The organism is Temperatibacter marinus (assembly GCF_031598375.1).
GTDB classification, from domain to species: Bacteria; Pseudomonadota; Alphaproteobacteria; order Sphingomonadales; family Kordiimonadaceae; genus Temperatibacter; species Temperatibacter marinus.
On record NZ_CP123872.1, the window covers coordinates 2364050 to 2378792 of the forward strand.

Consider the following 14743-nt stretch of genomic DNA (forward strand, 5'->3'; position numbering starts at 1 on the left):
TAGGTTTTGTTCATGAAGTCTTTTTTCATTTGTGTTTTCATCGTTGTCACTTCCCTTTCTGTTACTGCGCAGGACACCACAGGATCTCCCGCTGAACAAGGTATAGGACCCTTTATAGGAGAAGTTGCTTACGGCGATCCAAAGGCGCCGGTCGAAGTGATAGAATATGCATCCCTTACTTGCCATGTCTGCGGAAATTTTGCTGAGCGAACTTTTCCAATGTTGGAAGCGGATTATATTAAAACAGGCAAAGTGCGCTTTGTTATTAGGCACTTTCTCCTCAATAGAGTTGATTTAGCCGCCAGTGTTATTGCCCGCTGTGGCACGGAAGATCAAGCACAGAAGATGGTTAAAAAATTCCTTGAAACTCAAGAGGATTGGATGCACGCAGAGAAACCACTGGATGCAATCATGGCAATTGGTAAAGATCACGGATTAATCCCCATGCAAATGCAAATGTGCATAAGAAACCAAGATCTAGCGCAAAAATTGATTGATATGACGAAGGCTGGGGCTGAGATGTATAAAATTCGCGGGACACCAACTCTTGTGGTAAATGGTATGGTCGCAGAGGATAAAAGTTATGCTGGATTAAAGAAAATGATTGAAGCAGCCCTGAAATAGTCGCAAATATAATAGAAATTGATTTTGATTAATAATTAGGAATAGGTGCAGTAATGCGTAAGAATATATTGAAACTCTCAGCGATCACATTTTTAGCACTAGGTCTTGTTGCATGCGGTGATAGCGGGGATGGTGTAACAACCGGGAATTACACCTCTGCGGAAAAAAGTCAGCTAGATAAACCTGAGGGGGCTGCAGGCCACTTTGGTGATCTTGTATACGGTGATGCCAGTGCCCCAGTAGAAATAATTGAGTATGCCTCAAAAACATGCCCGCACTGTGCGACTTTTGAGAAAACAGTTTTTGAAGAGATTAAGAAAAAATATATCGATACTGGTAAGGTACGGTTTATCTACCGTAATTTTGTCATGAATGGCCCTGACCTTAAAGCTTCAGTGTTTATGAGATGCCAAGATGAAGACTTCGCTAAGAAGACCAAAGCTATTCTCTTTGAACGTCAGCGTGTTTGGCTCGCAAGTGGCGACCCGGATGCAGGACTTGCAACTGAAGCACGCCGCTTAGGTCTGCCGCGGACACGCTTTGATAAATGTTTATCAAACAAGGCAATGCAACAACATTTGATTGACATGACTACGCAGGCACAAACTGTTTTTGAAGTGGATGCAACGCCGACCCTAATCGTGTCAGGGGGCAAAGTTACAAATCCAACACTAGAAAATATGGAAAAAGCTATTGAAGCAGCTTTAAAATAGCGTAGAGTTAAAGGCCTTGCTCTTATGGGGATAAGGGCAGGGTCTATTTTTCTTAGGGGGAACCGTCGTCTATGGATTTTTCGCGACTGCGATTATCTGGGTTTAAAAGCTTTGTGGAGCCTACTGAGCTTCACATTGAACCAGGCCTTACCGGGGTCGTGGGGCCTAATGGTTGCGGAAAATCAAACCTCTTAGAAGCCATTCGTTGGGTTATGGGTGAGAATAGGGCGAAGTCTCTCCGCGGTTCAGGCATGGACGATGTGATCTTTGCTGGGACTGGCAAGCGCCCCGCACGCAACTTGGCCGAAGTTACATTAGTTCTCGATAACTTTGAAAGAGATGCTCCTGCTGGCTATAATGATCACGATACAATTGAAGTTACGCGTCGTATTGAACGTGAAAGTGGTTCTTCCTACAGGATAAATGGTAAAGATGTGCGTCAAAAAGATGTGCAGCTTTTATTTGCTGATGCCGCAACAGGCGCGCATTCGCCCTCGCTTGTATCGCAAGGAAGAATAGGCGCCTTAATTAATGCGAAACCTCAGGAACGGCGATTAGTGCTAGAAGAAGCGGCTGGCATATCTGGCCTGCATCAACGCCGTAAAGAGGCTGAGAGTCGTCTAAGAGGGGCTGAGGGAAATCTGACGCGTCTTCAGGATGTTGTGGGCCAAATGGAAGTTCAAATCTCTAGCCTTAAACGTCAAGCACGCCAGGCAGCACGCTATAAAGCAATTGCTGGTGAGATTAGACAAGTAGAAGCCAGCCTATTGTATTTACGCTGGCAAGAAGCCTCGGAACAAGTGATCGCGTCCGAAAGTAAAATGCGCCAAGCCGGCAGTATCGTTGCTGAAATCGTTAAAAAAGTTGCTATTCTCTCTAAAGAACAAGCTCACGCAGCTTCGCTTCTGCCAAACCTTCGAGAAGCGGACGCAAGCGCTGCTGCTGCTTTGCAACGTTTAGGGCATGAGAAAGAATCACTGGAGAACGAAGTAAAACGCCGTGAAGAAACGCATAAATCATTGCTGGCAAGACGCGAGCAACTTCATGAAGATAAGGGGCGTGAAGATGAAATCGCGAAAGACGCTCAGTCTGCACTTGATAGATTATCCAAAGAAAAATCAAGCCTAGAAAAAGACAAGGAACGGGAAAAAGATAAAGAGAGTGAAGCAAGGGATCATCTTGAGTCAGCGCAAAGTGCAGCTGGGGAAGCGGAACGAGAATTTGATACGCTTTCGGAGGTCGCGGCGCAAGCTAGGGCTCGCAAGTCATCATTAGAGAGTGATTTGTTGGCGATTAATCGCCGCCTTGAAAGACTGAACTTTGACGGGGAACGGTTAAAGAAAGAACTTAAAGATTTAGAGAACGATGAGAGTGGGAAAACCGTTAAATCGGCTGAAGAAAATGTAGAAAGCTCTAAGAAAGAACGAGAAAAAATTAGCAATGCTGTTGAAGCAATTGAAATAAAGCTTAATGAAGCACGCCTCAATCTATCGCAGGCCCAGACAAGAACTGCAGAGTTTGAGAGTGCATACAAAGCGACTCTATCTGAAGTGAAAGCTCTTGAGGATCTAATTGCAAGTGCAAGCCAGAAAGGCGCATCACCTCTGAGCGAAGATATAACAGCAACAGCAGGTTATGAAACTGCTGTGGGCTCTGTTTTTGGGGAAGATATTGATGCGTCAAAAGATGCTGAAGAGACTCGCTACTGGCAAATGCTGAAACTATACAATACTGCCCCCGAGTGGCCCTTGGGAGTAAAGCCATTGAGTGAAATTGCAAAGGTGCCAGAAATTTTGTCTCGTCGGATGCTCATGACTGGTGTTCTTATGGACGAGGATGCTGACGGCTCCAGTTTGGCGGAAATGCTAAAACCTGGACAACGTATTGTTTCAAAAGATGGGCGCATGTGGCGCTGGGATGGCTTTGTGAAAAAAGCCGGCGCCCCAAGTCGAGCTGCTCTGCGATTAACCCAGCAAAATCGTCTTACAGACTTAAACTCAAAGGCCATTGACCAAGAGAAAGCCTTCTCGAAATCGACAAATGCAGTTCAAAAGGCTGAGGCCATTTACAAGGATTTACAGGAAGAGGATTCACAGGCAAGAGCAAGTCGAGGGGATGCGGAGCGCGCACTTCAGGCTTCTAGGCGAGCATTATTGGTTGCTGAACAAGAAGAGTCTAAGAAGGCGACACGGTTAAATGCCATCCAAGAACAGCAAGGCCGTTTAAAATCCGAACGTGAAGATCAGAAAGCTCGACATAAGGAAATCAGTGATAAAGTTAAAGATTTGCCTGAGATTGAAACCTTAGAGAATGATCTTAAAGAAAAACGCGCTGTTGTAGAGAAATTAAGAGCTGAATTGTCTGCGGCGCGTACAAAATACGACGGCTTGCACAGAGAAAGCACAGCACGCTTGGATCGACTGAAATCCATTACGTCTGAAATGCAGGCTTGGCAAGTCCGTAAGTCATCTGCTCAAAAACATCTTGATGATCTTTTTTCCCGTGCTGATGATCTAGAACAACAACTTGAAGCCCTTGCTAAAGGCCCAGAGAATATGGAGCAGCGACAACAACTGCTTTTATCGGCGCTCGCAAAGGCCGAAGAAAGTCGCACAATCACGAGCGATAAATTGGTCAGCGCGGAAGCAACTCTGTCAGAAGTTGATGAGCGTTTGAAGAAAGCGACTTTAGAGCAAAATGAAGCTCGGGAAATCCAAATTAGACTTGAGGCTGCTGTCGAGAACGCGGCGGATAGAAGAAGATCTATCGCTGCGCAAGTCGGGGAGCGTTTTGAATGTGCGCCAACAGAAGTTCTTGAAAAGGTAGGCGTGGAAGATATTGAATCGCTGCCAGCTATGAACAATCTTGAAGAAAATTTGGAACGAATGCGCCGCGAGCGTGATCGCATTGGAGCTGTCAATCTTAGAGCCGACGAAGAGCTCAAGGAAATAGAAGACAGTATGGGGGGAATGCTTGATGAGAGACGTGACCTTGAAGAGGCAATCGCTCGTTTACGCCATGCCATTGCAGATTTGAACAAAGAAGGACGAGAGCGACTTTTGTTGGCCTTTGAAGAAGTGAACAGTCATTTTGAAGACCTCTTTCAAACGTTATTTGGTGGGGGTCAGGCACATTTGGCGTTGACAGAATCAGATGATCCTTTGAATGCTGGTCTTGAGATCTTTGCATCGCCTCCTGGGAAGCGTTTACAAGCATTGTCTTTACTTTCCGGAGGAGAGCAGGCTCTGACAGCTTTGTCGTTGATTTTTGCTGTCTTTATTACAAACCCTTCTCCAATCTGCGTACTTGATGAGGTTGATGCCCCTCTTGATGACGCCAATGTTGATCGATTTTGTAATCTTCTTGAAGATATGATTGATCGGACCAAGACGCGGTTCATGATAGTGACCCACAATGCGGTTTCAATGTCTCGTGTGAATAGGTTATTTGGTGTGACCATGGCCGAGCGCGGCGTGTCGACGCTTGTATCTGTTGACTTAGAAAAAGCTGAAGCTCTTCTGGAAGGATAGATCATGGTATCTTTTAAAGGGGTTTTTATCGCCTCTTGTGCAATTGTCTTAGCTGGAAATGTCGCGGCTGATGAAAAGCAAGATTTTGATGATTTCATCATTTCTATCCAAACAGATAATGATTTCTATTTCTCTGATAGGGACGAAGAATATACGAACGGACAACGTCTTAATGTCAGCTTTCCTTTTCGCAAAGAACCAAAATGGCTTATGAAGGCAGTAGACTGGTTTCCCGTTGGAGAGGAAAGTAAATTTAGGCGCTATTCTCTGACTTTTGGGCAATCAGTTTTCACCCCTCGCGATGTGTCTCGCCCTGATATCGTCATAACAGAACGTCCTTATGCAGCTTATGGCTATTTAGGCGCTGGATATGCTGATCCGAAAGATTTTCACACTGACCTTTTTAATATTAATGTTGGAGTGACAGGAAAATTAGCCCTTGGAGAGGCCATTCAAAAAACATTGCATGATCTAAAGGGAAGTAAAGAGCCTCAAGGATGGGTCCATCAGCACGGCGAAGAGCTGACACTCATGGCACAGTTCGTCAGAATGCATGCAGGTCGTGAAGGCAGCCTCATAGGAGGAGACTACTGGGATGTCACGCCGCATTCTGGTTTCTCACTTGGGACGCCGAATTCACACCTCATGGGGGGAGTGACTTTCAGAGTTGGGACAGCTATAGGGCGTGAGGCAGGCGGATTACCTGTTTTGCAGCCTCAAATGATCGTTCACGATATCTATCGCTCGGACCCCAGTTTTGCCTTTAACGTAGTGGCTGGTATAGAAAGTCGTTTGGTTCTCTATGATTTTTCTCTTGATGGATCACTTTTTGGTGGCAATAAACATACTGTTGAGAAGAAAACCTTTGTAACTCAAGCCCATCTAGGGTTTGTTGCTTATTATAGAGGATGGCGTTGGGGGTATACTCACATCATTGAATCTAAGAGATATGATCTCCAGAAACGGCGTCATACTTATGGCAGTATAACCCTCTCAAGGTATTTCTAAGATGACGACAGAGAAGCCCTATAAAAGAATAGTATATTTCCTAGGTGGTCTACTGCCATATGGACCTCGCTATTATTTACCTTTCTTAAAACGAGGGGCACGGCAGCATTCAAAACTGTATGACCGCTCGATCTCATTCGAAAAGAATGGAGAATGGCAAGGATCCCCGGAAACTCTTTTACGTACAACTGAAGAAGGCTGCAGAAATGTGGAGACGCGATATCGGTTTCTGGCTTGGGATGATTTAGTCAAGGGAAGGCTAGACAGGAGTTTTATTGTTGCGACCTTGCATAGTTATTTGCTTTTTATAAGGCTAATTTTTTCAGGTGATATTTTTAAAATCTATCGATACTACTGGGGCTTTGGTAATGGAATTATGGTGCTTGCTGTTATGCAGCTTCTGATTCAATTTGGGGGGCTTGGTGTGGGGCTTCTCGCTTTTAACTACAGTTCAATTGATGTCTCTCCTGTGATTGCGTGGAGCTTGAGTTTCCTTTTTGGTTTTTTTGCGCTTGTTTTTGTTCAGTGGCGGGGGGATCCTTTTCGATTCCAGATGTCTAACGAGTTGCTAAGGATGCGTTGGGATTATGCCCATGGTCAATTCGATGATGTTAAGCCTCGATTAGAACGTTTCCGCCTGAATTTGAAAGAGAGTTTACAACAGGAAGACTGCGATGAGTTTATTCTTGTCGGTCATAGTTATGGTTCTCTGATTGCCGTTGACATGATGGCGGATTTGCTACGAGATGTGCCCGAAGAGAAAAGTAAAGCCAAAAAACTTGGCCTTGTCACATTGGGCTCTATTCATCATTTTCTAGCGGTCTTGCCTTCTGCGGTAAAATACAGAAAGTCTTTGGAAGAGGTTGGGTCCAGTAATCGTCTATATTGGTTCGAACCCTTTATTCCTCAGGATGGCATGAATTTCCCCAAATGTAATCCGATTCACGATTTTACGTCTGTTCAGCCAATTTCAGGCCCTCACCAAAAGTCTGTAAAGTATAAAGAACTCGTTCGGCGAGAAACGTATGCTAAGAAGAAACGAGATTTCTGGAGTATGCATTTTCAATATTTAAAAGAGGGTGACTATCAAGGAGATTATAGCTATTTTAGAATAATCTGTAGTGATCAGCCATTAAGTGAAAATTATGGACTCCGCGAGAAGTCAAAAAAGGGCTTTGTTAGACCGCAGGAACTAGGATAATTTTATGGCAGAAGACAATATATCCCAAAAAGCGGCTTGTCCCTTTCACCCCCCAAAACCTAAGCATAGGAAACACGGGCTCTCTTTCATTCGACGGCTTTTTTTGGGACGGAAAATGGATATGCTCGGAAACTATACGGAGAAAGCATATAGTTATCTTATGGGGAAAAATAACATGGGCTTGGGGTCCGTCTATGCTATTAACTGTCTTGAAAGTACACGCAAGGTTCTTGTCGACGAATCTGATGACTTTCCGAAAAGTGAGGTCATGTATCGGACTTTGGAACCTCTGGTTGGGCGCTCAGTCTTTTCAGTAAATGGTGAAGAATGGAAAGCTCAACGCAAGAGGCTTGCCCCTGCCTTTGCCCATCTGCATGTCCAACGCGGTTTTGGGGGGATGATGGCCGCAGTTGATCGTATGCTGAAAGAAGTAAAGGTTGCTGCTGAAGGGGACGGCCTTATCGATATCGACAAGGTTATGTCGAAAGTCACAGCAGATGTCATCTTTAGGGTGATGTTCTCTGGGTCTTTGGATGGGCCACGCGGTAATGCCATATACACTAATTTCCAACGCTACCAACAGGAGCAGAGGTATTTTAGTTTGCGGACCCTTATTAATTGGCCTCGCTGGATGCCTATCCTTGGTCACCGACAGAATAAAAAAGCAAGAGAAGCTGCATCCTCTATCAGGGAAATTCTTTTTGATATTGTTACTCAGAGGATAGCTCTGCCTGTCGCTGACCGGCCGGAGGATATGCTGACAGCTATTCTAGTTGAATATAGTAAAGATTTTAAAGATGATATTCCAGTTGTAGAGTTGGTTGATCAAATTGCTTTTTTCTTTCTTGCAGGCCATGAAACGACAGCGGCTTCAACAACGTGGGCAAGCTACCTTTTGTCTCAAAGTCCGGAAGATGAAAATCGACTTGTTCGCGAAGTGTATGATGTTACTCAAAAAGAGCCAATAGAGTTTAAAGACCTAAAGAAGCTTAGATTTGTAGATGCTGTTTTTAAAGAGTCTATGCGGCTTTATGCTCCGGTGCCTTATTTTCCTAGAGAGAGTACCAAACCAACGCAAATTAGAACGCATAACCTCAAAAAGGGATCTCAGATTACGGTGAATGCTTATTTTATCCACCGCAATACACGGTGGTGGGATCAGCCGGATCATTTTATTCCAAGCCGTTTTTTGGAGGAGGGGGGCTGCCCAGAAAATAAGCTCGCCTTTATTCCATTTTCAGCAGGTCCAAGAATTTGTCCGGGGGCTAACTTTGCTACAGTTGAAGCGACACTCATTTTGGCCTCCTTATTCAAAGAATATTCTCTCACCTTAGAAGAGGACTTTGCAGTAGAACCCTTTGCGCAACTCACTTTAAAGCCCAAAAAGGGGATTTTAATGCGCGTTTCTAAAAGAGACGAACCTTCGTCACTTGAGTGAAGAATTTCTCACGATCAACATTACGAAAACATTCTGCTATGCCTTTGTTTTTTATAGTAGTTTTTCGGCTTCACTTTGAGCAATGTAAAATGCTAGAAAAACTGTCCCGCAAAGGCTTGACAGGCTAAAATCTTGATCCTATGGTGCGCGTGCTTTTGGCAGTGATTCTGTATTGTTTTGTTCAGACACTGGCTCTTTCAAAAGGTGGTGCAGTTCATGACTGATGATGAGCAAATTAAATCTTTGGAAGAGCGGCTCAAAAAGGCCAGAAACCAAGGCGAGCCTGATGTTGATGAAGGGGGTAAACCTTCACCCATGGGACTAGCCTGGAAGCTTGGTATTGAGCTTGTCATTGGAGTTGTAGTTGGCCTCTATTTAGGCAGTTATATTGATGACTGGTTAGGAACGAAGCCAATTGTAATGATACTTTTAGTCTTGCTAGGTTTTGCCTCAGGAATTCGGAATGTTATCAAAGTCGCCAGTGAGATGAACAAAGAGACGGATGATCAAAAGCAGTGATGCCATTAATTGGCATTTTGAGTTTTTATTGGATCAATCTCGATATATCCGGGTAAGCCTAATCCGAACTTCTGTGGGGTGGCTAGCCGAGTAAATCGACAAAGTTATAAGAGACAATAGTCGTGGCAAATAGTCCTTTAGAGCAGTTTAACATCAAAACAATCTACGAGATTAATATCGCAGGTTATGATGTTTCCTTCACCAACAGCTCCCTCGTGATGACCCTTACTGTTATTGCAATTTCAATTTTCCTTCTTGGAGGAATTAGAAAGCAGTCAATGGTTCCGGGTCGGTGGCAGTCAATGGTCGAGATGGCGTATGAGTTTATCGCCAATATGGTGCGTGAAAATGTCGGTAAAGAAGGGAAACAGTATTTCCCATTTATCTTCACGCTCTTCTTGTTCATTCTAGGCTGTAACCTGGCGGGAATGATCCCAGGAAGCTTTACATCAACTTCACATATCATCGTAACATTTGCGTTGGCTGGTGTCGTTTTTGTAGGCGTAACATTGATCGGTTTTGCAAAGCATGGTCTTGGATTTTTAAAGTTGTTCGCACCGTCAGGTGTGCCAGCTCCCTTGTATGTCCTGATTGTGCCAATTGAAGTAATGTCTTACTTCACGCGTCCGATTTCACTGTCTGTGCGTCTGTTCGCAAATATGCTAGCAGGTCACATTATGATGAAAGTATTCGCAGGTTTCGTAATTTCGCTAGGCGCTCTAGGCGTTGGCGGTGTTATCGGCGCCATTGGTCCGTTTGCTTTTAACATTTTCCTGACAGGTCTGGAAATATTGGTGGCCTTCCTTCAGGCCTATGTATTCGCAATTCTTTCTTGTATCTATCTGCATGATGCTATGCATCCTGCACACTAAGGTAGACAAGAGAATAATTTTAACTGACTTAACAACTTGTAAACTTTGAAAAGGAATTCAACATGGAATTAGAAGCTGCAAAAATGATTGGCGCTGGTATCGCAACTCTTGCTCTTGCTGGTGTAGGTATTGGTCTTGGTAACATCTTTGGTTCATTCCTCAATGGTGCTCTACGTAACCCATCAGCTGCTCCAAAAGTATTCGGTAACCTTCTTCTAGGCTTCGCCCTAACAGAGGCTGTTGCTCTCTTCGCGCTTGTTATCGCGTTCTTGATCCTATTTGGCTAAGATCAGATTTCACTTTAGCCCCGCATTCTACGGAGTGCAGGGGTATACTGTGAAGGTAGTTTTGATGGTCGGTTCCCTTGGGAAAAGACAATCATTCTGATGTAACTCTAAGGAAAAGAGACAGGATATGGCACAAGCCGAAAATACTGTTGCAATGACCGAACAACCTGCCAAGCAGGCTGGTTTGCCGCAACTTGACTATACCACCTTCTCTGAGCAGGTGGCCTGGCTTTTCCTGACCTTTATCGTTCTCTATATCATCGTGTCACGCATTGCCTTACCTAAGGTAGACAAAGTGATAGAAGAGCGTGATGAGAAAATCGCTACTGATCTTGATAAGGCTGAAAAGCTACGGATTGAAGTTGATGAGATTAAAGCTTCTTACGAAGCCTCACTAACGAAAGCCCGTGCGAATGCCCAAAAGGCTTCTATGGAAACAAAAGACGCTATTCAGGGTGACATTACTAAAGCTGCGGACGAATTGGACGCAAAGCTGTCTAAAGAGGCAGATGAAGCTGCAAGTAAAATTGCGGCTGCTAAGGCTGATGTCATGGCTGATCTAGAGTCTGTTGCTACAGAAGTTGCCAATGATCTGGTTAGCAAACTCACAGGTCTGGAAGCAGACGAGAAAAGCATTAAGGCTGCAGTTGCAGCTGAGCTTTCAGCGAAAGGAGCGTAACAATGGCAGGTGATGCATTTTACCTCAGCTCAACTTTTTGGGTTGCTGGCTCTTTCGTGGTTTTTATCGGTTTAGTCGTTTATGGCAAAGCTCATAAAAAAATCGCTGATATGTTAGATGAGCGCTCGGCTGCTATCGCCAAGCAAATTGAAGAAGCACAAAGCCTTCGTGATGAAGCTGAAAAGCTGCTTGCTGATTATCAGCGTAAGCAACGTGAAGCTGAACAAGAAGCCTCTGATATTGTTTCTGCGGCCAAAGATGCTGCATCAGCTTTAAAGGCTGATGCTGAAGCTGAAATTGAGAAAATGATCGAACGTCGTACACGTATGGCTTCCGAGAAAATTGCTCAAGAAGAAGCAAGTGCCGTTAAAGAAGTGAAAGCTGCTGCCGTGGATGTCGCAATTGCTGCTACAGAAACTGTTTTGGCTGACACTCTTAAGGGGAAAGCTGGTAAGCCTCTTGTTGAGGCATCAATCGATGAGATTGAAGCAAAGCTTTCTTAAGACTCATTACTAAGAATTAAAAGGCGCTCTCTACTTATGTCGGGGGCGCCTTTTTTTATCATTTCAATATTTTTCTTATTTCATAATGACAGAATGATAGGGTCTGTTAAAACAGTGAGATGAGTGAAGAAAATCAAAGAATTGAAAAATTGATGATTTGGGCAACACGAGCAAGCAGTTTGGTTGCGCTTACTCTCGTCGTGACAAAATTCTACGCCTGGTTTTATAGCCAATCTGTGGCACTTTTTGGGTCTATGCTAGATAGTGGGCTCGACCTTGCAGCTTCGCTCATGACTCTCTTTGCCGTGAAGACAGCCATTCAGCCCGCGGATGAAGATCATCGATTTGGTCACGGCAAAGCCGAAGCCATTGCAGGTCTTTTTCAAGGATCGCTCATGGCGGGGTCTGCTTTCTTTTTGTTATTTGAGAGCGGTCGGGCTCTTTTGGCTCCGCGTCCAAGCGTGGCGCAAGACCTTATCTTAGGTGTTTCTGTATTTGCGATCGCGTTAACACTCGTGCTCGTTATTTTTCAATCCTATGTAATAAAACAGTCTAACTCTTTAGCTGTGCAGGGAGATCATCTTCACTATATGGGTGATTTAATGCTTAACTGTTCAGTTATTGCATCAGTTTTCCTTGCAAATTATGGGCTGACTTATGCTGATGGAATTTTCGGCTTTTTGATTGCAGGTTACATTCTGAAAGGATCTTACGATGTGGCCAGACCGTCTATAGATATGTTGATGGATCGTGAAGTGCCCTTTGAGGAGAGAGAGCGTATTATTCAGACAGCTTCTTCAGTTGATGGGGTGAAAGGTATACATGAAGTGAGAACTCGGCTTTCTGGGCGTTCCACTTTTATACAGATGCATATAGAAGTATCCGGCACACTTTCAGTAAACGAGGGGCATGCTATCGCAGATCTTGTTGAGAAAGCCCTAAATAAAGACTTTCCAGAGGCAGAAACTCTGGTCCATATTGACCCTTATCAGTCCTAAGAAGCCTTTTTATTTGGGCACTCTTCCACTCGTAAGCATCTCATCTGAAATTTCTTTACCGCGAGGTAGCTCGCTTTCGCCTATGGTAATATTTTCAGTATTGAATGATTTTATGTGGTTTATATTCGCTACATAAGATCTATGAATGCGCAAAAATCGTTCGGGAAGTTTCTGAGTGGCAGACTTTAGGGAGCTATAGGCTACAAGTTTTTGCCCACCTGTAAGGCAGTAGGTAACATAGTTACCCATGCTTTCGATATGCGTGATTTCATCGGGTCTTAACAGATGGGTGCGCCGTTCAGAGATAACTTCGATAAGGCTTTCTTGGGGCCTAGCATTATTTTTACTGGCTTCAAATAGATAGAAATGAAACATTTTAATAAATCCTACCACCAGGACAGTTGTATTGATTAAGAGGCTATTTCGAAAAAACTCAGCGCCTGTCCAAAAATCTACAGTCTGTCCCAGCAGGAGGGTTTCATAAAAATAATAATCTAAAAGGCGTTGAAGAAACCCAGCGAGTAAAAGCATGCCTGCATAGCTGATGAAAAAATTCTTATACTGTCGATTTAAGAGATAGCGAGGCATCAAAATATAGATCATGCAGTAGGCCGCTGCGATTCTGACAGGCAATAATATAAATTCTAAGTAGAAAGAGGCGAAATAACCTCTGTCAGGATGCATCCAGATTAAAGAGAAGCTTACATAATAGGTTAGCCAAAAGAGTAAATGAGACACAGGGCGGGATTGAAAAATATAATAGGGGCTAAGCCTTGTCTCCGGGTGACCGAGATCAGAGTCTGTTGCCGTTTTATTCGTCATGCTAATTCCTGTGTTCGTATAATTCCTACTGGATTTCATATAAAGCAGTCTTGCTGGGACGCGTCAATCTTTCCATAGATTAGGGCCACATTAACCTAAATCACGACAGCTATTGAAGGAAAAATTACCATGCTAAACTATTTTCGAACCAGTCTTATTGCAGGAGGACTTTGTATAACTGCTGTGCTGTGTTCGCCTTTGGCGGCAAAAGAATTACCGCGCCATGCCGTTTGGGGCGCAAAATTTTCTCTGAACACAAGCGCAGGCGTTACAGTTACCAGTGTCGAACCAAATATGGCGCTCTTCAAGGCGGGCCTCAGAATGGGGGATGTTGTGCTTAAAGTGAATGATCAAGCAATCGGAGGCCCTGTTTCTTGGTCAAAAATCACAGCATCATTGATTGCTGGTAGGCAATATAAACTTGTTGTGAGACGGAGCCTTGAAGAGCTGGTTTTCTCAGTAGAACTGCCACCGGTACAAAAAGAACGCTATGATCATCTGGAGACCACTTATACGTCAATCATCAATGATTATGGGATACGCCAGCAGGTAATCATTACAAAACCAAAACAAATGAAAGAAGGGGAAAAGCGGCCAGCCCTCTATATCCTCACTGGACTTAGTTGCAGCAGCGTTGAATTGACACGTCCTCCTGGCCGCAGTCACAACTGGGGTAGAACGCTAAGAGCTCTTGTCGAGGATACAGGCATGGTTGTCTTGCGTGTTGAGAAGCCAGGGCTTGGGGATAGTGAAGGGGACTGCGGCAGTACAGACTTTAAAACAGAATTGAATGGATATGAGGTAGCCTACAAAATGCTGAAATCTCTGCCCTATGTAGACGAAAATAACGTAGTTGTGTTTGGGTCGTCTATGGGCAGCGCAATTGCACCCTATCTTGCGAATAAATATGGAGCGGCTGGCGTGATCTCAGATGGAACCTTTTATCGCAGCTGGTTTGAACATATGCTTGAAATAGAACGCCGTATAAAGCGCATGCAGGGGAAGAATGACACAGAGATCACGACACTTATGACTCAGGCCTATATACCGCTTTATTATGGCATGCTCATCGAGAAGAAAAGCTACGGCGATGTGATAAACAAGACTCCAAGTCTTGCACAGTATAATTATCATGGGCCCGATCATATGTATGGACGCCCTGTGCAATATTATCATCAAGTTCAGGATTTTGATTTTGCAGGGAATTGGCAAAACCTAAAAATTCCTGTGCGGCTTCGTTGGGGAACCAATGACTGGATCATGAGCGAGTATGATAATGATTTGATTGTCAGCACCCTTAAGCGGGCCGGCAACACCGATGTGATCCTTGAAAAATATCCAGGACTTGATCATTGGAGCACAGTGCACAAAAGTGAAGAAGATAGTTTCAATGGTCGACCCGGTCAGTGGGAAGAGGCTATTGCTGGAGGACTTGTGGCATGGGCACGGGAACTTGCAGGCCTGAAATAAAGGAATTCTGATTATTAACCATAGAGCCCTTTTCCGTTTTTCCTAAAAACGAAGAAGGGCTTCTTTGTCTTAGGCGCCT

General features: G+C 44.2%; 14 protein-coding genes. 13 read left to right on the forward strand and 1 reads right to left on the reverse strand.

What is annotated here, in order from left to right; genetic code table 11:
* Window positions 1-12 precede the first annotated feature (12 nt).
* The 12 genes from QGN29_RS10555 to QGN29_RS10610 all read left to right on the forward strand — a co-directional run bounded on the left by QGN29_RS10555 (window position 13) and on the right by QGN29_RS10610 (window position 12372).
* A complete protein-coding gene (locus QGN29_RS10555; protein WP_310797822.1) occupies window positions 13-624 on the forward strand; it encodes a thioredoxin domain-containing protein in 612 nt (203 codons plus the stop codon).
* Between the two features lie 53 nt (window positions 625-677).
* On the forward strand, window positions 678-1337 hold the full coding sequence (locus QGN29_RS10560) for a thioredoxin domain-containing protein (protein WP_310797823.1): 660 nt from the start codon (window positions 678-680) through the stop codon (window positions 1335-1337).
* Between the two features lie 71 nt (window positions 1338-1408).
* Window positions 1409-4867, forward strand: coding sequence for a chromosome segregation protein SMC (smc, locus tag QGN29_RS10565; protein WP_310797824.1), 3459 nt, complete (start codon window positions 1409-1411; stop codon window positions 4865-4867).
* Between the two features lie 3 nt (window positions 4868-4870).
* Complete coding sequence (locus QGN29_RS10570; protein ID WP_310797825.1) at window positions 4871-5875, forward strand: lipid A deacylase LpxR family protein; 1005 nt, start codon at window positions 4871-4873, stop codon at window positions 5873-5875.
* Window position 5876: 1 nt separating this feature from the next.
* Window positions 5877-7076 (forward strand): hypothetical protein, encoded by a 1200-nt coding sequence (locus QGN29_RS10575; RefSeq protein WP_310797826.1) that lies wholly within the window; start codon window positions 5877-5879, stop codon window positions 7074-7076.
* Between the two features lie 4 nt (window positions 7077-7080).
* A complete protein-coding gene (locus tag QGN29_RS10580) occupies window positions 7081-8514 on the forward strand; it encodes a cytochrome P450 (protein WP_310797827.1) in 1434 nt (477 codons plus the stop codon).
* A gap of 216 nt (window positions 8515-8730) precedes the next feature.
* The gene (locus QGN29_RS10585) at window positions 8731-9033 is read left to right on the forward strand and encodes an AtpZ/AtpI family protein (RefSeq protein WP_310797828.1); all 303 of its coding nucleotides are present in this window, start codon (window positions 8731-8733) and stop codon (window positions 9031-9033) included.
* 122 nt (window positions 9034-9155) lie between these two features.
* Window positions 9156-9905: a F0F1 ATP synthase subunit A gene (locus tag QGN29_RS10590; RefSeq protein ID WP_310797829.1), complete on the forward strand. Its 750-nt coding sequence runs from the start codon at window positions 9156-9158 to the stop codon at window positions 9903-9905.
* 62 nt (window positions 9906-9967) lie between these two features.
* Window positions 9968-10192: a F0F1 ATP synthase subunit C gene (locus QGN29_RS10595; protein WP_310797830.1), complete on the forward strand. Its 225-nt coding sequence runs from the start codon at window positions 9968-9970 to the stop codon at window positions 10190-10192.
* Between the two features lie 127 nt (window positions 10193-10319).
* Complete coding sequence (locus tag QGN29_RS10600; protein ID WP_310797831.1) at window positions 10320-10871, forward strand: F0F1 ATP synthase subunit B family protein; 552 nt, start codon at window positions 10320-10322, stop codon at window positions 10869-10871.
* Window positions 10872-10873: 2 nt separating this feature from the next.
* Window positions 10874-11374 (forward strand): F0F1 ATP synthase subunit B family protein, encoded by a 501-nt coding sequence (locus tag QGN29_RS10605; protein WP_310797832.1) that lies wholly within the window; start codon window positions 10874-10876, stop codon window positions 11372-11374.
* 119 nt (window positions 11375-11493) lie between these two features.
* Window positions 11494-12372, forward strand: coding sequence for a cation diffusion facilitator family transporter (locus tag QGN29_RS10610; protein ID WP_310797833.1), 879 nt, complete (start codon window positions 11494-11496; stop codon window positions 12370-12372).
* Between the two features lie 9 nt (window positions 12373-12381).
* Here QGN29_RS10610 and QGN29_RS10615 read toward each other — a convergent pair whose 3' ends face one another.
* Window positions 12382-13194 carry a LytR/AlgR family response regulator transcription factor gene (locus tag QGN29_RS10615; protein WP_310797834.1) on the reverse strand — a complete coding sequence of 271 codons (813 nt, stop codon included), beginning with the start codon at window positions 13192-13194 and terminating at the stop codon, window positions 12382-12384.
* Window positions 13195-13323: 129 nt separating this feature from the next.
* Between QGN29_RS10615 and QGN29_RS10620 the strand changes: the two genes are divergently transcribed.
* Complete coding sequence (locus tag QGN29_RS10620; RefSeq protein WP_310797835.1) at window positions 13324-14664, forward strand: PDZ domain-containing protein; 1341 nt, start codon at window positions 13324-13326, stop codon at window positions 14662-14664.
* The last annotated feature ends 79 nt before the right edge of the window (window positions 14665-14743 follow it).